The sequence below is a fragment of the Pseudomonas putida genome (assembly GCF_025905425.1).
Taxonomy (GTDB): Bacteria; Pseudomonadota; Gammaproteobacteria; order Pseudomonadales; family Pseudomonadaceae; genus Aquipseudomonas; species Aquipseudomonas putida_AF.
Map to the genome: position 1 here is coordinate 1,063,008 of NZ_CP109603.1, position 15,593 is coordinate 1,078,600.

The 15,593-nt window shown below is 62.2% G+C and carries 17 protein-coding genes; 9 read left to right on the top strand and 8 right to left on the bottom strand.

Going from position 1 to position 15,593, the window contains the following annotated elements; all coding sequences use genetic code 11:
* Positions 1 to 14: 14 nt before the first annotated feature.
* Positions 15 to 794, bottom strand: coding sequence for a hydroxyacylglutathione hydrolase (gene gloB / locus OGV19_RS04805; protein WP_264312367.1), 780 nt, complete (start codon positions 792 to 794; stop codon positions 15 to 17).
* Between the two features lie 85 nt (positions 795 to 879).
* On the opposite strand from gloB, the gene OGV19_RS04810 reads away from it, so the two are divergent.
* The 4 genes from OGV19_RS04810 (at position 880) to OGV19_RS04825 (ending at position 5,251) form a co-directional block, all read left to right on the top strand.
* On the top strand, positions 880 to 1,653 hold the full coding sequence (locus OGV19_RS04810; RefSeq protein WP_264312368.1) for a class I SAM-dependent methyltransferase: 774 nt from the start codon (positions 880 to 882) through the stop codon (positions 1,651 to 1,653).
* A 13-nt stretch (positions 1,654 to 1,666) separates the two neighbouring features.
* Positions 1,667 to 2,113: a ribonuclease HI gene (gene rnhA / locus OGV19_RS04815; RefSeq protein WP_027592827.1), complete on the top strand. Its 447-nt coding sequence runs from the start codon at positions 1,667 to 1,669 to the stop codon at positions 2,111 to 2,113.
* Positions 2,114 to 2,172: 59 nt separating this feature from the next.
* Positions 2,173 to 2,931 carry a DNA polymerase III subunit epsilon gene (gene dnaQ / locus OGV19_RS04820; RefSeq protein WP_264312369.1) on the top strand — a complete coding sequence of 253 codons (759 nt, stop codon included), beginning with the start codon at positions 2,173 to 2,175 and terminating at the stop codon, positions 2,929 to 2,931.
* A gap of 70 nt (positions 2,932 to 3,001) precedes the next feature.
* Positions 3,002 to 5,251, top strand: coding sequence for a lysine-specific pyridoxal 5'-phosphate-dependent carboxylase LdcA (locus OGV19_RS04825; protein WP_264312370.1), 2,250 nt, complete (start codon positions 3,002 to 3,004; stop codon positions 5,249 to 5,251).
* On the opposite strand, the gene OGV19_RS04830 is transcribed toward OGV19_RS04825, so the two are convergent.
* Positions 5,235 to 5,453, bottom strand: coding sequence for a hypothetical protein (locus OGV19_RS04830; protein WP_264312371.1), 219 nt, complete (start codon positions 5,451 to 5,453; stop codon positions 5,235 to 5,237). The two genes, OGV19_RS04825 and OGV19_RS04830, sit on opposite strands and share 17 nt — an antisense overlap.
* Positions 5,454 to 5,610: 157 nt before the next feature.
* Between OGV19_RS04830 and chrR the strand changes: the two genes are divergently transcribed.
* Positions 5,611 to 6,171, top strand: coding sequence for a class I chromate reductase ChrR (gene chrR / locus OGV19_RS04835; protein WP_264312372.1), 561 nt, complete (start codon positions 5,611 to 5,613; stop codon positions 6,169 to 6,171).
* Between the two features lie 43 nt (positions 6,172 to 6,214).
* Here the strand turns inward: chrR and OGV19_RS04840 are convergent, their stop codons facing one another.
* A complete protein-coding gene (locus OGV19_RS04840; RefSeq protein ID WP_264312373.1) occupies positions 6,215 to 8,281 on the bottom strand; it encodes a TonB-dependent receptor family protein in 2,067 nt (688 codons plus the stop codon).
* 219 nt (positions 8,282 to 8,500) lie between these two features.
* Here OGV19_RS04840 and OGV19_RS04845 point away from each other — a divergent pair, with 219 nt between their 5' ends.
* Genes OGV19_RS04845 through OGV19_RS04855 form a run of 3 tightly spaced genes read left to right on the top strand, consistent with a single transcriptional unit; the run spans position 8,501 to position 9,477 of the window.
* Positions 8,501 to 8,749, top strand: a complete 249-nt coding sequence (locus OGV19_RS04845) for a helix-turn-helix domain-containing protein (protein ID WP_264312374.1) — start codon at positions 8,501 to 8,503, stop codon at positions 8,747 to 8,749.
* Positions 8,750 to 8,759: 10 nt separating this feature from the next.
* The gene (locus OGV19_RS04850; RefSeq protein ID WP_264312375.1) at positions 8,760 to 9,122 is read left to right on the top strand and encodes a head completion/stabilization protein; all 363 of its coding nucleotides are present in this window, start codon (positions 8,760 to 8,762) and stop codon (positions 9,120 to 9,122) included.
* The gene (locus OGV19_RS04855) at positions 9,115 to 9,477 is read left to right on the top strand and encodes a hypothetical protein (RefSeq protein ID WP_264312376.1); all 363 of its coding nucleotides are present in this window, start codon (positions 9,115 to 9,117) and stop codon (positions 9,475 to 9,477) included. Before OGV19_RS04850 ends, OGV19_RS04855 begins: the two co-directional genes overlap by 8 nt.
* Here OGV19_RS04855 and OGV19_RS04860 read toward each other — a convergent pair.
* Positions 9,474 to 9,866 (bottom strand): helix-turn-helix domain-containing protein, encoded by a 393-nt coding sequence (locus OGV19_RS04860; protein WP_264312377.1) that lies wholly within the window; start codon positions 9,864 to 9,866, stop codon positions 9,474 to 9,476. The genes OGV19_RS04855 and OGV19_RS04860 overlap by 4 nt on opposite strands.
* Positions 9,867 to 10,067: 201 nt before the next feature.
* Here OGV19_RS04860 and OGV19_RS04865 point away from each other — a divergent pair, with 201 nt between their 5' ends.
* Entirely contained in the window at positions 10,068 to 10,316 is a 249-nt protein-coding gene (locus tag OGV19_RS04865) for an Ogr/Delta-like zinc finger protein (RefSeq protein ID WP_264312378.1), read from the top strand.
* 65 nt (positions 10,317 to 10,381) lie between these two features.
* Here OGV19_RS04865 and nuoN read toward each other — a convergent pair whose 3' ends face one another.
* From nuoN to nuoK, 4 genes are read right to left on the bottom strand one after another with little or no spacing between them, the layout of a single operon-like run.
* Positions 10,382 to 11,851, bottom strand: a complete 1,470-nt coding sequence (gene nuoN, locus OGV19_RS04870) for an NADH-quinone oxidoreductase subunit NuoN (protein ID WP_264312379.1) — start codon at positions 11,849 to 11,851, stop codon at positions 10,382 to 10,384.
* Positions 11,852 to 11,858: 7 nt separating this feature from the next.
* Positions 11,859 to 13,391 carry an NADH-quinone oxidoreductase subunit M gene (gene nuoM / locus OGV19_RS04875; protein WP_264312380.1) on the bottom strand — a complete coding sequence of 511 codons (1,533 nt, stop codon included), beginning with the start codon at positions 13,389 to 13,391 and terminating at the stop codon, positions 11,859 to 11,861.
* A gap of 40 nt (positions 13,392 to 13,431) precedes the next feature.
* A complete protein-coding gene (gene nuoL / locus OGV19_RS04880; RefSeq protein WP_264312381.1) occupies positions 13,432 to 15,285 on the bottom strand; it encodes an NADH-quinone oxidoreductase subunit L in 1,854 nt (617 codons plus the stop codon).
* Complete coding sequence (gene nuoK, locus OGV19_RS04885; RefSeq protein WP_008096201.1) at positions 15,282 to 15,590, bottom strand: NADH-quinone oxidoreductase subunit NuoK; 309 nt, start codon at positions 15,588 to 15,590, stop codon at positions 15,282 to 15,284. The genes nuoL and nuoK overlap by 4 nt, the downstream gene beginning before the upstream one ends.
* Positions 15,591 to 15,593: the final 3 nt, after the last annotated feature.

Below are 15,593 nucleotides of genomic sequence, written 5' to 3' on the forward strand. Positions count from 1 at the left end.
ATATCTTGAGGTTATCAGAAGGTGTCCTTCCAAGACCTCAAGGCAGCAAAAACAGCGACATGCGTGCTGTTTGAATGTCCCTTCCATTCGTCTGCTTTTTGTTTAACGGATGTTTCAGTCGTGCGAATAAATGGGTTCGTCAGTCGTTCGAGGCCGATCGTCGATGGCAAGGTGATGCGATTTTCGGCGCGCAGCCGGGTAACCTCTTCGAAGCGCTGTAGAACGTGCGGGTTTTGCGGTTCGACGGCCTTGGCGAAGCGCAGGTTGCTCAGGGTGTATTCGTGGGCGCAATACACCTGGGTGTGCTCGGGCAGGGCGGCTAGGCGCTGCAGGGACGGGTGCATCTGTTCGGCGGTGCCTTCGAACATGCGCCCACAGCCGGCCGCGAACAGGGTGTCACCACTGAACAGCAGGGGCGTTGCCGGTTGCGCTGCATAGAAGGCGATATGCCCCAAGGTATGGCCGGGTACACCGATGACCTGGAAGGTCAGGCCCAGTACGGTGATTTCATCGCCGTCCGTCAGCGCTTCATCGCGGGCGGGGATGCGCTCGTTGGCCGGGCCGTAGACCCTGGCATCGGTCAATTGCTTGAGCCGTTCGACACCGCCGACATGGTCGTTGTGGTGGTGGGTCACCAGAATATCGGTCAATACCCAGTCAGGGTGTGCCGCCAGCCACCCTTCCACTGGGCCGGCGTCGCCAGGGTCGACCACCGCGCAACGGCGTTTGGCAGTATCCTGTAACAACCAGATGTAGTTGTCGGAGAAAGCGGGGAGAGCATCGATCTGTATCATGGTGCGGATCCGTATCGCCAAGCGTGGGACATGAGGGCATCTTAGCCGCGATGGCGTGGCGCGAGAACCTTCGAGGGAGAACGCAATGACCGACCAAGCCTTTGCCCAGGCCGACCCCGATTGGGTCGAACTGATCAGCCTGGCCCGTGAGTGGTTCAACGGCCCGCTCGGGCAACTGATGCTCAAGGAAGAGGAAAAACTGCTGGAAGAAGAGCTGGGGCGCTTCTTTGGCGGTTACCTCGTGCACTATGGGCCCTGTGCCGAAGCGCCGCCCAGCGCGCCCCAGGTGCAGCGCAACGTGCGCCTTGGGGCACCGTTGCCGGGGGTGGAGATCGTCTGCGAGGAGCAGGCCTGGCCGTTGAGCGAGCATGCCGCCGACGTGGTGGTGCTGCAGCACGGCCTGGACTTCAGCCTGACGCCCCATGGCCTGTTGCGCGAGGCCGCCAGCGCCGTTCGCCCGGGTGGGCACCTGCTGATCGTCGGTATCAACCCCTGGAGCAGTTGGGGCATGCGCCATCTGTTCAGCCATGGCGCCCTGCGCAAGGCCCGCTGCATCTCGCCCTCGCGGGTGGGCGACTGGCTCAACCTGCTCGGCTTCGCGCTGGAGAAACGCCGCTTCGGGTGCTATCGTCCGCCGCTTGCCGGGCCTGCCTGGCAGCAACGCCTGGCGGGCTGGGAGCGGGTAGCTGGCGGCTGGCAAATTGCCGGCGGCGGCGTGTACCTGCTGGTGGCCCGCAAGATGGTGGTCGGCCTGCGGCCGTTGCGCCCGGAGCGCCGCGAACCCATGGGCAAACTGCTGCCGCTGCCGCTGGCCAAGGTCAACCGTACGGCGGCCAATCCTGATTCTGAAAAGCACTGAACAAGAGTGGTACATGAGCGATAGCGTCGAAATGTTTACCGATGGCGCCTGCAAGGGCAACCCTGGCCCTGGCGGCTGGGGCGTCCTGATGATCTACAAGGGCGTCGAGAAGGAACTGTGGGGCGGCGAGCGCGAGACCACCAACAACCGCATGGAGCTGATGGCCGCGATCCAGGGCCTGATGTCGCTCAAGCGTGAATGCGAGGTGGTGCTGACCACCGACTCGCAGTACGTGATGAAGGGCATCAACGAATGGATGGTCAACTGGAAGAAGCGCGGTTGGAAGACTGCAGCCAAAGAACCTGTGAAAAACGCCGACCTCTGGCAGTTGCTCGACGAGCAGGTCAACCGGCACAAAGTCAGCTGGAAGTGGGTACGCGGCCACATTGGCCACCCAGGCAACGAACGCGCCGACCAGCTGGCCAACCGTGGGGTGGATGAGGTGCGCGCCGCGCGCTGAGCTGGGGTACAATCCCCGGCTTTGTCACTTTTGTACTTGAAGCAAGTTGGAGCCCCCGCGTGGAGCAGCAGCAAGATAAACGCCTGGTCATTCTCGATACCGAAACCACCGGTATGCCGGTCGGTGAAGGCCATCGCATCATCGAGATCGGCTGTGTCGAGGTCATTGGCCGTCGCCTGACCGGGCGGCATTTCCACGTCTACCTGCAACCTGATCGCGAGAGTGATGAGGGTGCCATTGGCGTTCACGGCATCACCGACACCTTCCTGATCGGCAAGCCGCGTTTCGCTGAGGTCGCCGAAGAGTTCTTCGAGTTCATCCAGGGCGCCACGCTGGTCATCCACAACGCAGCGTTCGACGTTGGCTTCATCAACAACGAGTTCGCCCTGCTGGGGCAGCGCGAGCGTGCCGACCTTGCGCAGCATTGCACCATCCTCGATACCCTGTTGCTGGCGCGTTCCCGTCACCCGGGGCAGCGCAACAGCCTCGACGCACTGTGCAAACGCTACGACATCGACAACTCGGGCCGTGAGCTGCACGGCGCACTGCTCGACTCGGAACTGCTGGCTGACGTCTACCTGGCAATGACCGGTGGCCAGACCAGCCTGTCGCTGGCCGGGCATGGTACTGAAGGTGACAGCGATGGGCAGGGCGGTGGCGGTAGCGAGATTCGCCGTATTACCGGGCGTACGCCTGGGCCGGTGATCATGGCCACTGCCGAGGAGCTGGAGGCGCATGCCGAGCGGCTGGCGGCCATTGCCAAGTCGGCGGGGGCACCCGCGATGTGGCAGGCGTTGACCGAGGCACCTGCGGGTTAAATCCTGCAACACCGATAAGCGCTGGCAACTACCCTGAAAAGGACACCCGTCCTGTAGAGGTAGCTGCCTGATGTACAAGGACCTCAAGTTCCCCATCCTCATTGTCCATCGTGCGATCAAGGCCGACAGCGTCGCCGGTGACCGCATTCGGGGCATCGCCGAGGAATTGCGCCAGGACGGTTTCGCCATTCTGGCCGCAGCGGACCACGCCGAAGCGCGCCTGGTCGCTGCCACCCACCATGGCCTGGCCTGCATGCTGATTGCCGCCGAAGGCGTGGGCGAAAACACACATTTGCTACAGAACATGGCCGAGCTGATCCGCCTGGCCCGTTTGCGCGCGCCAGACCTGCCGATTTTTGCCTTGGGCGAGCAGGTCACCCTGGAAAACGCCCCCGCCGAGGTCATGAGCGAGCTGAACCAATTGCGCGGCATTCTTTATTTGTTCGAAGACACCGTGCCGTTTCTTGCACGCCAGGTGGCACGTGCTGCCCACAGTTACCTCGACGGCCTGCTCCCGCCGTTTTTCAAAGCACTGGTGCAGCACACCGCGCAATCCAATTACTCCTGGCATACGCCGGGGCACGGCGGTGGAGTGGCCTATCACAAGAGCCCAGTTGGCCAGGCCTTTCACCAGTTTTTTGGCGAGAACACCCTGCGTTCGGACCTGTCGGTTTCGGTGCCCGAGCTAGGTTCGCTGCTTGATCACACTGGCCCCCTGGCCCAGGCAGAGGCCAGGGCTGCACGCAACTTCGGCGCCGACCACACGTTCTTCGTGATCAATGGCACCTCCACCGCCAACAAGATCGTCTGGCACGCCATGGTCGGCCGCGATGACCTGGTGCTGGTGGACCGCAACTGCCACAAGTCGGTGGTCCACGCGATCATCATGACGGGCGCCATCCCGATCTATCTTTGCCCCGAACGTAATGAACTGGGCATTATCGGGCCGATCCCACTCAGTGAATTCAGCCCCGAGTCGATCCAGGCGAAGGTCCAGGCCAACCCCCTGGCGCGGGATCGCGGGCAGCGCATCAAACTGGCGGTGGTGACCAACTCAACCTACGACGGCCTGTGCTATCACGCAGGGCTGATCAAGCAGACGCTGGGTGCCAGTGTCGAGGTGCTGCACTTTGACGAGGCCTGGTTCGCCTACGCGGCGTTCCACGACTTTTTCGAGGGGCGTTATGCCATGGGTACGGCGTGCGCGGCCGACAGCCCACTGGTGTTCAGCACCCATTCCACGCACAAGTTGCTGGCGGCCTTCAGCCAGGCGTCGATGATCCATGTGCAGGACGGTGCCAGGCGCCAGCTGGACCGTGACCGCTTCAATGAAGCGTTCATGATGCACATCTCGACATCGCCGCAGTACAGCATCCTGGCGTCGCTGGACGTGGCCTCGACCATGATGGAGGGGCCGGCCGGGCGCTCGCTGCTACAGGAAATGTTCGACGAGGCGCTGAGCTTTCGCCGTGCGCTGGCCAATCTGCGCACGCATATCGCTGCGGCCGACTGGTGGTTCAGCATCTGGCAACCGCCGACGGCAGAAGGTATCCAGCATCTTGCGGCACAGGACTGGTTGCTGCAGCCTGGGGCAGAGTGGCATGGCTTTGGTGAGGTGGCGGGCAACTATGTCCTGCTCGACCCGCTGAAAGTGACCTTGGTCATGCCAGGTTTGAGCGCCGGCGGGGTGCTGGGCGAGCATGGCATTCCGGCTGCGGTAGTCAGCAAGTTTCTCTGGGAGCGTGGGCTGGTGGTGGAGAAGACGGGCCTGTACAGCTTTCTGGTGCTGTTCTCCATGGGTATCACCAAGGGCAAGTGGAGCACCTTGCTGACAGAGTTGCTGGAGTTCAAGCGCCACTATGATGGCAACACGCGGTTGAACAGTTGCCTGCCGAGTGTCGTGGCCGCGGATGCATCACGCTATCAAGGGATGGGGCTGCGTGATCTGTGTGACCAGTTGCATGAATGCTACCGCGCCAATGCCACGGCCAAGCAGCTCAAACGCTTGTTCACGCGCTTGCCCCAGGTGGCCGTAAGCCCGGCACGGGCGTATGACCAGATGGTGCGAGGGGAAGTTGAGGCGGTGCCGATCGAGGCATTGCTGGGCCGTGTGGCGGCCGTGATGTTGGTGCCGTATCCGCCCGGCATTCCATTGATCATGCCAGGCGAGCGGTTCACCGAAGCGACCCGCTCGATACTCGACTACCTGGCGTTTGCCCGGGCGTTCAACGATGGCTTCCCTGGTTTCGTTGCCGACGTGCATGGCCTGCAGAACGAAAACGGTCGCTACACCGTGGACTGCATCAAGGAATGCGAATGATCTCGACGCCGGTCTGCACCAGTTCGAAACGGTTTTCGCCCAGGTGATTGACCCGGTCACCAATGGCCAAGCGATAGCTGGTGATTGGCGCGCCCAGGGTGCTGCCATCGACCTGGAGGGTGGACTCCTGGAATTCGTGGACGGGGTAGATGCGGCCTTCGGCGTCACGGGCGTGGAATTGGCCGACCAGTACTGCTGCCATTTAGGTGAAAACCTCTGAATTACGTAGGAAATGTCTGCAGACATAGACCGTACAAGATACCCGGAAGTTTTCACCTACGGGAAAAAAAACCAAAGCGCCGAGAAACGGTCATCTATAACTACAACGTCTTCTTAGCCAGCAAAGGATGGAAATCGCCATGAGCCAGGTGTATTCGGTAGCGGTCGTCGTTGGCAGCTTGCGCAAGGAATCCTACAACCGCAGGGTAGCCCGCGCACTTTCGGAGCTGGCGCCGTCCAGCCTTGCCTTGAAGATCGTCGAGATTGGGGATTTGCCCCTGTATAACGAAGACGTCGAGGCTGAAGCGCCGCCAGAGGCATGGAAGCGTTTTCGCGATGAAATTCGGCGCAGCGATGCGGTGCTGTTCGTTACCCCAGAGTACAACCGCTCGGTGCCGGGCTGCCTGAAGAACGCCATCGACGTGGGCTCGCGGCCTTATGGTCAAAGCGCCTGGAGCGGCAAGCCGACGGCAGTGGTGAGTGTGTCGCCGGGAGCGATAGGTGGCTTTGGTGCCAACCACGCCGTACGTCAGTCGCTGGTGTTTCTCGACATGCCTTGCATGCAGATGCCAGAGGCCTACCTCGGTGGCGCGGCGAGCCTGTTCGAGGAATCTGGCAAGCTCAGCGACAAGGTGCGGCCGTTTCTGCAGGGGTTTGTCGACAAGTTTGCTTCGTGGGTGAAACTGAACAGGGCGGTCTGAAACCCTGTTCGGGCGCGGGGGCCGCATAACGGCCCCCCGTCGATTATCGGAAACTGTAAGAAACCCCAGCATAAACCCCAAACCCTTCACCCGGTGTCGAGCGGGCGATGTCCTGCCCGGCGTCGTTGTAGCCTGGCGTTACCGTCGCGGCGTAGCGTTTGTTGGTCAGGTTGCGCAGGTCGAGCCAGGTTTGCCAGTCCTGTTTCGGTGAGTCCCAGCCCAGGCGCGCGCCAAGCAAGGCGTAGGCATCGGCGTGGTAACTGTTGGCATAGTCAACCTGCACCTTCGAGGCCATTTGAGTGTTGACCCCGGCATAGAAGCCACTCGGCCAGTCATAGCGCAGTTCGGCCTGGTAGTAGTGCATGGGGATGCCAGGCAAGCGGTTGTCGCCGAACGTGTCGTCGTCGCGGTAGTGGAAGTCACTGAAGGTGTAGGCCTGGCGCAGGCTCAGCTTGCCCGTACCGGCTTGCTCCCACAGGGTGCTGTCCAGGCCTGCCTCGACACCCTGGTGCACGGTGGCGCTGGCATTGAACTCTTTGGCCGGCAGGCCCTGCACGATTTCCACGGCCAACAGTTCGTGGCGTACGTGCGAGTAGTACCAGGCCAGGTCCCAGCGCCCCAGCATCGACTCGCCGCGCGCGCCCAGCTCCAGCGTGGTGGCCGTCTGGTTTTGCATTTCGATCGGTTGGGTCGCTACCGTTGAACTCCAGATCAGCGACCATGGGTGTGGCGGCTCGACCGAGCGGCTCAGGTTGCCATACACCTGCAGTTGCGGGTTGATGTCATAGCGCAGGCCCAGGCGCGGCGCGTAGTCCCAGTCGTGCTGGCTGACCTTGCCGCCTGTGGCAGGGTAGGTGACGTCGCTTTCACGGCGGGTGTAGATCATCGCCAGGCCGGTGGTCAGCCACAGGTCGGGGATCAGCTCCAGATCGTTGCCGACATGCAGCACGGTGTCCGAGCCCTGGTAGCTGAAGTCGCGGCTGCGCGCACCGAAGTTATCGCCGCTGGTACGGGCAAACTGCGAGGCCCCACTGTTAGGCAGGTGTTTGGTGGTTCGCCAGCCTACGGTGGTCTTGCTCTCGCGGCCCAGCAGGGTGTCGCGGCGGAAGTAGTTGAGGGTACCGCTGACATCGGTGTAGGCGACCTTCAGGCGCATCGGGCCTTCGCGCAGGTCCATTGGGAAGTCGTGATAGACCAGCCCGGCTTCCACCCGGGCATCGTCCTCAAGGTAGAAGGTAGTCTTGTTGGCCACCCAGGTGCTGCCCGGTTGCGGCCGGCTGTCGTCGCGCGCCAGGTACGCCGCGTTGGCGGCACGCGGGTCATGCTTGATCTGTTCTTTGGTCAGGCGCCCGGCCAGGTCGTTTTCGGTCTCCCGGTAGCGCAGGTAGAAACGCGTTTCCAGGTTCGGGTTGAAGCGGTAGCCGACATTCGCGGCGATACCCTTGGCGCTGCCACTGCTGTGCGCCTGATAGCCGTCGTATTCCGAATCGGTCAGAGCCACGTAGTAATCGAGGTTGCCCAGCACCTGGCCAGAGCTGATGTGCCGATGCTGGTAGCCGCGGCTGCCGACCTCGTACCGCACCTGCAATGGTGCGGCATCGTAGCCGGTATGGGTCACGTAGTTGATGGCGCCCCCCAGGGCCAGGGCGCCTTGATCGAAGCCATTGGCCCCGCGCAATACCTCGGCACGGCTCAGCCACAGCGGCTCGAACAGCTCATAAGGCGTCCCCCCTGGGCCGGTCAGCGGTAAACCGTCAAACATCGTGTACACCCCGGAGCCGTGCGCCCCCGGTGCGCGGTTGATGCCCGACCCGCGGATTGACAGTTTGATGCCGTCATTACCCGCCGACTGGGCGAACACGCCAGGCTGGTAGGCCAGCACATCCTGGTTGCTGGCGACCCGGCCTTGCCCCACGCGCTGCATGTCCACCAGGTTGCTGGCGCCTGGGACTTCGCGCAGACGCTCGCTGGCGGCCGTCAGTTCGCTTTGCTCCTCGTCCGTGATCAGCACCTGGCCCAGTTCGACCGAGGGTGCGGCCAAGGCGGTCGGGGTGGCAGTGATGGCCGCCAGCAGACCAAGGCAAGATGAGAGGGGTAAAACGGAACGCATCGTACGACTCCAGGCGAAAGGCGAATGGATAACGGCGTTGAGACGAGCGAAACGGCGCTCGGAGCACGAAGAACTTCAGTGAATTTCTCGCAACTTCCGTCAGACGGTTCTGTAGGCAAGTTCTTTACAAGCAGTTCGGCTGGAGAGGGCGGCACGTGCTTCGTAAGGTGATTACAGATCGGCAGCGATGCCTCTCTCAATCACTCGTGGAGTTCAACGATGAACGACAACGCACGACATTCGACCGATACCTTGTTGGACCCACCCATCCGCCTGACCCCGCGTGAGCGGCAAGTCCTGCTGTGGTGCGCTTACGGCAAGAGCTCGTGGGAAATTGGCCAGATCCTGGAATGCAAGGAGTCGACGGTGAACTTCCACGTGGCCAACATCCTGCGCAAGTTCGATGTGCCAACGCGTGTAGCGGCCGTTATCAGGGCGATTCGCTACGGCATGCTGGCTGAACAGTGAGGGGGTGGCCATGAATCACTTGTTGCCACTTGGTTTTGAGCCTGCCGTGATCAAGTCACGTTTTCCAGACTGCCATGACCCGTTCTGGCCGCGCTTAGACCTCGCGGTTCTGCGCGAGCGCTTGCAACTTCGGCGGGAGATCAGCGAAGCGCAGCTGGAGGTCGCCGCACGCTGCGCCGCTATTGATGCAGCGCGGGAGTTCGCGCGCTGGCGTGCGGCACTGCGTGAACGGGGTTACAAACGCCTCGAAGAGGTGTCCGGGCATGATCATGGGCGGGCGCTGTTAGTGTGCTACACGCGTTTTGTAGAAGGTGCGGTCCTGCGCTCGGTTACCCGCCGACAGGCATTGCGCAGGGGAGGGGCTGATGCTTGAACCTCCTCTGGTCGATAACCTGTTGTTGGCATTTCTGGAACTGCTGGGCATGGATGGCAGGGTGCTGTACGGCGCACTGCTTGGGGCCTTGCTGGTTAGCGCGGCTCGCGACCGCTTGATCACCAATGCCTCCAGGCGCCTGACAGTCAGCAAAAAACTGCTGCTGGTCTGTGTGACCGTTGGTGTGGGGCACTTGTTCGAGCCCCTGCTCTCGTCGCTGGCGCCGATGCTGACCCGTGGCATGGCCGCTTTCGTGGCAGCAGTCGTGGTGATACCGATCAGCCTCAAGGTGCTGGTCTGGCTGGACACGCTGGACCCGCGCGAAATCATCCAGCGCTGGCGCCGTCGGGGTTAAGCCCTGACGTCATCGGGTATGCGCTTGGCAAGCTCGGTCAGTTGCCGTTCGAGCTGTTGGATGCGTTGCTTGTCCTGGATGAGCAACAAAATCGCCTGGCGGTCGGTAACTGAGAGCGCCCGTAGCCGCTCGAGCATGTCGGTCTCCCACGTCTCCGGGCCCTGGGGCATTGGTTTTGGGGTGGCTTCACCCAGTAACAGCCAGTCGAGTGAGCAGGCGTAGTGCTTGGCTGACTCTACGCAAATCGCGTATGGGATGCTGTCGCGTACCTTCCAACTGCTCAACGTCTGGGGGCTGATGGACAGCGCTCTCGATAGCTCGGCATCGGTATCACAGCCGGTGAGGAGCTTCAGCCGAGCAAGCACAGGAGCAAGCAAGCCAGTACTCATAACAATTATCCATGTCTGGTTTAATGATATTCCATGGGCTTAAACTACTCGTTATGAATACAGCCCTGCGTTTTTAAGGAGCATTTCTGCAATGAGAAGCATTGAAGTGAAGAATACATCCACCTATGCAGTTAATACTGACACAACTAAAGGATCATTCTCACAGAAGCACTGTCTGGACAATGGTTACAGGTGCCTGCCGTGAGTACGTACAAGCTGGTCTGCCCGCATTGCAACAGCCGTATGCGCATACGCACCAGTGAGGGGCGCCATATATTCCTACGGGTTGCCTACCTGCAATGCACCACCGAGGCCTGTGGCTGGTCAGTGCGAGCCGAGTTTGAAATGACCCATGAACTTTCTCCCAGCGGGATGCCCAACCCTGAAGTCTACCTGCCATCCGCCAATGGCGACCTGCGCAGGGCTGCATTGCCTGACGCGGCCGAGTAAGCAGCCATTTCGCGCAGATAAAAAAACACCCCGCATGAGCGGGGTGTTTTGTATTGCCGAGCTGATCAGCCGATCAGTTGCAGGCCCGCCTGCTGAACCAGTTCCAGCAGCGGTTGCGGGTAGACACCCAGCACGAAGGCAACAATGGCAATTGCCAGCAGCATGACGCCACCGGTGCGCTGTTCCCACTTCAGCGGGGCGTCGTGGCGACGCAGGTTCGGTTCGACCAGGTACAGGGTGACCATCACGCGCAGGTAGTAGTACACGCCGATGGCGCTACCAATTACCAGGGCACCGACCAGCCACCACAGGTGCGACTCGACGCCGGTGGCGATGATGTAGAACTTGCCGATGAAGCCTGCGGTCAGCGGGATACCGGCCAGCGACAACATCATTACGGTCAGCACAGCGGTCAGGTACGGGCGGCGCCAGAACAGGCCGCGGTACTCGTACAGGGCATCGGCATCACGGCCGCCGTAAGGCGAGGACATCAAGGTGATGACGCCGAAGGCACCCAGGCTGGTGATCACGTAGGTAACCAGGTACACGCCCATGGCTTCCAGCGCCAGGCCCTTGCTGGCGACCAGGGCGATGACCAGGTAGCCGAAGTGGGCGATGGACGAGTAACCGAGCAGACGCTTGAGGTTGCTCTGGGTCAGCGCCAGCAGGTTACCGATCAGGATCGAGGCGACCGCGATCACGGCCAGTACGGTGCTAAGCACGCCGCTGCTGGCAGCAGGGGAGAGCATGAACAGGCGTACGACCACGGCGAACACCGCGACCTTGCTGGCGGTGGCCAGGAACGCGGCAACCGGCGCCGGGGCGCCTTCGTACACGTCCGGGGTCCACAGGTGGAACGGCACCAGCGACAGCTTGAAGGCCAGGCCTACCAGCATCATGCCCAGGCCCAGTTGAGCCAACAGGCTTGGCATGTTGGTGGCTGCCAGGGCTTTGCCGATCTGGTCGAAGCTCAGGCTGCCGGCATCGGCGTACAGCAGTGCCATGCCGAACAGCAGGAAGGCCGAACCTGCGGCCGACAGCACCATGTACTTGATGCCGGCTTCCAGTGAGCGCTTGTTGAAGAAGGCATACGCCACCAGGCCGTAGACGGGTACCGACAGCAGCTCCAGGCCGATGAACAGGCCGGCCAGGTGGTTGGCGCTGACCAGCACCAAGCCACCCAGCGCCGACATCAGCAGCAGCAGGTAGAGTTCTTCACGGTTGCCCGGGAAGCCCTTGGCGCCTTCGCCGAGGTAGGCGTGAGCGAGCGTGACGCAGGCCAGCGTGGCCACCAGGATGATCGCCATGTACAGGCAGGCGAACTTGTCGATGGTGATCAGCGAGGTGACCGCCAGCGGCGCGACCTTCAGTGCCGGCAGGATCGACAGCAGGGCCAGGTTAAGGCCCACGGTGGACAGCAGGAAGGTCTGCGAGTGGTTGCGCTTCCAGGCGATCGCCAGCATCACCACCACCGTGGTGATGGTGGTGATCAGCATCGGCGCCAATGCGATGAAGTGTTGAGTGGTGAATTCCATAGCGCTCTTACCGGGCCGAAGCGAGTTGAGTGAAAGCGGAACCAAGCCACTGCTGCACACCGCTCATGGTGGCGGCAGAAGTGTCGAGGAACGGCTGCGGGTACACACCAAGCACGATCAGCAGCACCGCCAGGCCCAGCACCATGATCAGCTCGCGGCCGTCCATGCCGGCCAGCACGGTGTCGCTCTTGCTTGGGCCGAAGTAGGCGCGGTGGATCATGATCAGCGAGTAGACCGAGCCGAAGACCAGGCCGGTGGTGGCGATCACGGTGATCCATGGCACGCTGGCGAAGCTGCCGATCAGGATCAGGAACTCGCCGACGAAGTTGCCGGTACCTGGCAGGCCCAGGGAGGCGGCGGCGAAGAACAGGCTGATCGCCGGCAGGTAGGCGATGCGGTGCCACAGGCCACCCATTTGACGCATGTCACGGGTGTGCAGGCGCTCGTACAGCTGGCCGGACAGGATGAACAGCGCGGCAGCCGACAGGCCGTGGGCCAGCATCTGGATCACCGCGCCTTGCAGAGCTTGCTGGCTGCCGGAGTAGATACCGATCAGCACGAAGCCCATGTGCGAAACGCTGGAGAAGGCGATCAGGCGCTTGATATCGGACTGCGCGAAGGCCAGGAAGGCCCCGTAGAAGATACCGATCAGGCCCAGAGTCATAGCGATCGGCGCAAACTCGGCCGAGGCGTTCGGGAACAGCGGCAGGGCGAAGCGCAGCAGGCCGTAGGCCGCCGTCTTCAGCAAGATGCCCGCCAGGTCCACGGAACCTGCGGTCGGTGCCTGGGCGTGTGCATCAGGCAGCCAGGAGTGGAACGGCACCACCGGCAGCTTGACCGCGAAGGCGATGAAGAAGCCCAGCATCAGCACGTATTCGACGCCAGCCGGCAGTTCGGCCTTGAGCAGGTCGCTGTAGTTGAAGGTGAGCACGCCGGTGGTGTTGTAGTTGACCAGCACCAGGCCAAGGATCGCCACCAGCATGATCAGGCCGCTGGCCTGGGTGAAGATGAAGAACTTGGTCGCCGCGTAGATCCGGGTCTTCTTGCCGTCTGCGGAGCTGTGACCCCAGAGCGCGATGAGGAAATACATCGGCACCAGCATCATTTCCCAGAAGAAGAAGAACAGGAACAGGTCCAGGGCCAGGAACACACCGACCACGCCGCCGAGGATCCACATCAGGTTGAGGTGGAAGAAGCCGACGTGGCGCTGGATCTCTTTCCAGGAGCACAGTACCGAGAGCACACCAAGCAGGCCGGTGAGCAGGATCATCAGCAGCGACAGGCCGTCGAGGGCCAGGTGGATGCTGATGCCGAAGCGCTTGATCCACTCGACTTTGTATTCGAGTGCCCAGGCAGGTTCGGCGCCCGGAGCAGGGGCCAGGGTGTAGTCGCCGGTGCCCCACAGGTATAGGCCGATGCCGAGCAGCAGGGACATGGTCAGCAGCGCGATCCAGCGCGGCAGGGTGGCGCCGAAGCGCTCACCCAGCCAGCACAGGAAGCCGCCGATGAAGGGGATCAGGATCAGCCAAGGCAAAATCATGACGGGTTGGTTTCCTTTGGCAAAGTCGCAAGATTCATAGTCATACCGCGGCCACTACCACAGCACCGAGCACCAGCACGGCGCCGACGGCGATCGAGGCGGTGTACCAACGCAGCTGGCCGGTCTCGGTCTTGCTCATGGCGACGTGGCCGCCACGGGCCATCCGAGGGATCAGGCCGATGCTGCGGTCAACCGGGTCCTTGCGCAGGATGTGGCAGATCAGCAGGTAAGGTTTGACGAAGAGCTTGTCGTAGATCCAGTCGAAGCCCCAGGCGGCGAACCACCAGGCCGACAGGACACGGCCGATGCCGCTGTTGGCAATCGCGCTGACGAAGCGGCGCTTGCCCAGGAACAGCAGGGCCGACAGCAGGATACCAGCGATGGCGATGGCGCCCGAGGCGATCTCCAGCGAGTGCTTGGCGTCACCACCGGCGTGGCCTGCGCTTTCCGGCAACACACCTGCCAGCGGCGGGGTGATCCAGGCGCCGACGAAGGTCGACAGCACGATCAGCACGCCCAGTGGCAGCCAGTGGCTGATGCCGTGGCCGGCGTGGGCTTCGGTCTTGGCTTCGCCGTGGAAGGCGATGAAGATCAGGCGGAAGGTGTACAGCGAGGTCATGAACGCGCCCACCAGGCCGGCGTACAGCAAGCCGGTGTTGCCGCTGGCGAAGGCTTCCCAGAGGATCTCGTCCTTGGAGTAGAAACCCACGGTCACGATCGGCAGGGCAGCCAGGGCGGCGCCACCGACCACGAAGCTGGCATAGGCCAGCGGCAGTTTCTTCCACAGGCCGCCCATCTTGAAGATGTTCTGCTCGTGGTGGCAGGCAACGATCACCGCACCGGAAGCAAGGAACAGCAGGGCCTTGAAGAAGGCGTGGGTCATCAGGTGGAAGATCGCCGCGTCCCAGGCACCGACGCCCAGGGCCAGGAACATGTAGCCGATCTGGCTCATGGTCGAGTAGGCGAGGATACGCTTGATGTCGGTCTGTACCAGCGCGGCAAAGCCGGCCAGCACCAGGGTCACACCGCCGACCACGCCGACCAGGTGCAGAATGTCCGGCGCCAGCAGGAACAGGCCATTGGTACGGGCAATCAGGTACACGCCCGCGGTCACCATGGTTGCGGCGTGGATCAGTGCCGAAACCGGGGTCGGGCCCGCCATTGCGTCGGCCAGCCAGGTCTGCAGCGGCAGCTGGGCCGATTTACCGACCGCGCCACCCAGCAGCATCAGGGTCGCCAGGACCATCCAGGTGTCACCCGCCTGGAATTTCTGCGGTGCCAGCACCAGCAGTTCCTGCACGTTCAGGGTACCCAGCTGGGCGAACAGGATGAACAGGCCGATGGCCATGAACACGTCGCCGATACGGGTGACGATGAAGGCCTTGAGTGCCGCGTTGCCGTTGTTGCGGTTGCTGTAATAGAAACCGATCAACAGGTACGAGCACAGGCCCACGCCTTCCCAGCCGAAGTAGATGAACAGCAGGTTATCGCCCAGCACCAGGAACAGCATGCTGGCGATGAATAAGTTGGTGTACGAGAAGAAGCGCGAGTAACCGGCTTCGCCACGCATGTACCAGGACGCGAACAGGTGGATCAGGAAGCCTACGCCGGTGACCACGCCGAGCATGGTGACCGAAAGGCCATCCACGTACAGGGTGAAGTTCGGCGCAAAGCCGTCCACCGACATCCACTGCCACAGCAGCTGGCTGTACGCGCCGCCTTCAGGCGGGGCGACGTTGAACTGCCAGATGACGTAGGCGGCTGTCGCAGCCGAGAGGCCGACCGAGCCGACGCCGATCAGGGCGGACAGGTTCTCCGAGAACCGCCCGCGCGAGAACGACAGCAGCAAAAAGCCGATCAGGGGGAAGACGAAAGTCAGGAAGATAAGGTTCATCCGCGCATCTCACTGGCAGCATCGATGTCGAGAGTGTGGAAGCGGCGATACAGCTGCAGCAGGATGGCCAGGCCAATACTGGCCTCGGCGGCTGCCAGGCTGATCACCAGAATGAACATCACCTGGCCGTCGGGTTGGACCCAACGGGCACCGGCGACGATGAACGCCAGGGCAGAGGCGTTCATCATGACTTCCAGGCTCATGAGTACGAAGAGGATGTTGCGGCGGACCATCAGGCCAACCAGACCTAAGCAGAACAGGATGCCGGCGACCGCCAGACCATGCTCGAGAGGGATAGCACCCATGAT

What these genes read in the sequence shown, in the direction of transcription:
- gloB (WP_264312367.1), bottom strand. Translation starts at nt 794, where the DNA reads ATGATACAGATCGATGCTCTCCCCGCTTTCTCCGACAACTACATCTGG.
- OGV19_RS04810 (WP_264312368.1), top strand. Translation starts at nt 880, where the DNA reads ATGACCGACCAAGCCTTTGCCCAGGCCGACCCCGATTGGGTCGAACTG.
- rnhA (WP_027592827.1), top strand. Translation starts at nt 1,667, where the DNA reads ATGAGCGATAGCGTCGAAATGTTTACCGATGGCGCCTGCAAGGGCAAC.
- OGV19_RS04825 (WP_264312370.1), top strand. Translation starts at nt 3,002, where the DNA reads ATGTACAAGGACCTCAAGTTCCCCATCCTCATTGTCCATCGTGCGATC.
- OGV19_RS04830 (WP_264312371.1), bottom strand. Translation starts at nt 5,453, where the DNA reads ATGGCAGCAGTACTGGTCGGCCAATTCCACGCCCGTGACGCCGAAGGC.
- chrR (WP_264312372.1), top strand. Translation starts at nt 5,611, where the DNA reads ATGAGCCAGGTGTATTCGGTAGCGGTCGTCGTTGGCAGCTTGCGCAAG.
- OGV19_RS04840 (WP_264312373.1), bottom strand. Translation starts at nt 8,281, where the DNA reads ATGCGTTCCGTTTTACCCCTCTCATCTTGCCTTGGTCTGCTGGCGGCC.
- OGV19_RS04845 (WP_264312374.1), top strand. Translation starts at nt 8,501, where the DNA reads ATGAACGACAACGCACGACATTCGACCGATACCTTGTTGGACCCACCC.
- OGV19_RS04850 (WP_264312375.1), top strand. Translation starts at nt 8,760, where the DNA reads ATGAATCACTTGTTGCCACTTGGTTTTGAGCCTGCCGTGATCAAGTCA.
- OGV19_RS04855 (WP_264312376.1), top strand. Translation starts at nt 9,115, where the DNA reads ATGCTTGAACCTCCTCTGGTCGATAACCTGTTGTTGGCATTTCTGGAA.
- OGV19_RS04860 (WP_264312377.1), bottom strand. Translation starts at nt 9,866, where the DNA reads ATGAGTACTGGCTTGCTTGCTCCTGTGCTTGCTCGGCTGAAGCTCCTC.
- nuoN (WP_264312379.1), bottom strand. Translation starts at nt 11,851, where the DNA reads ATGGAATTCACCACTCAACACTTCATCGCATTGGCGCCGATGCTGATC.
- nuoM (WP_264312380.1), bottom strand. Translation starts at nt 13,391, where the DNA reads ATGATTTTGCCTTGGCTGATCCTGATCCCCTTCATCGGCGGCTTCCTG.
- nuoL (WP_264312381.1), bottom strand. Translation starts at nt 15,285, where the DNA reads ATGAACCTTATCTTCCTGACTTTCGTCTTCCCCCTGATCGGCTTTTTG.
- nuoK (WP_008096201.1), bottom strand. Translation starts at nt 15,590, where the DNA reads ATGGGTGCTATCCCTCTCGAGCATGGTCTGGCGGTCGCCGGCATCCTG.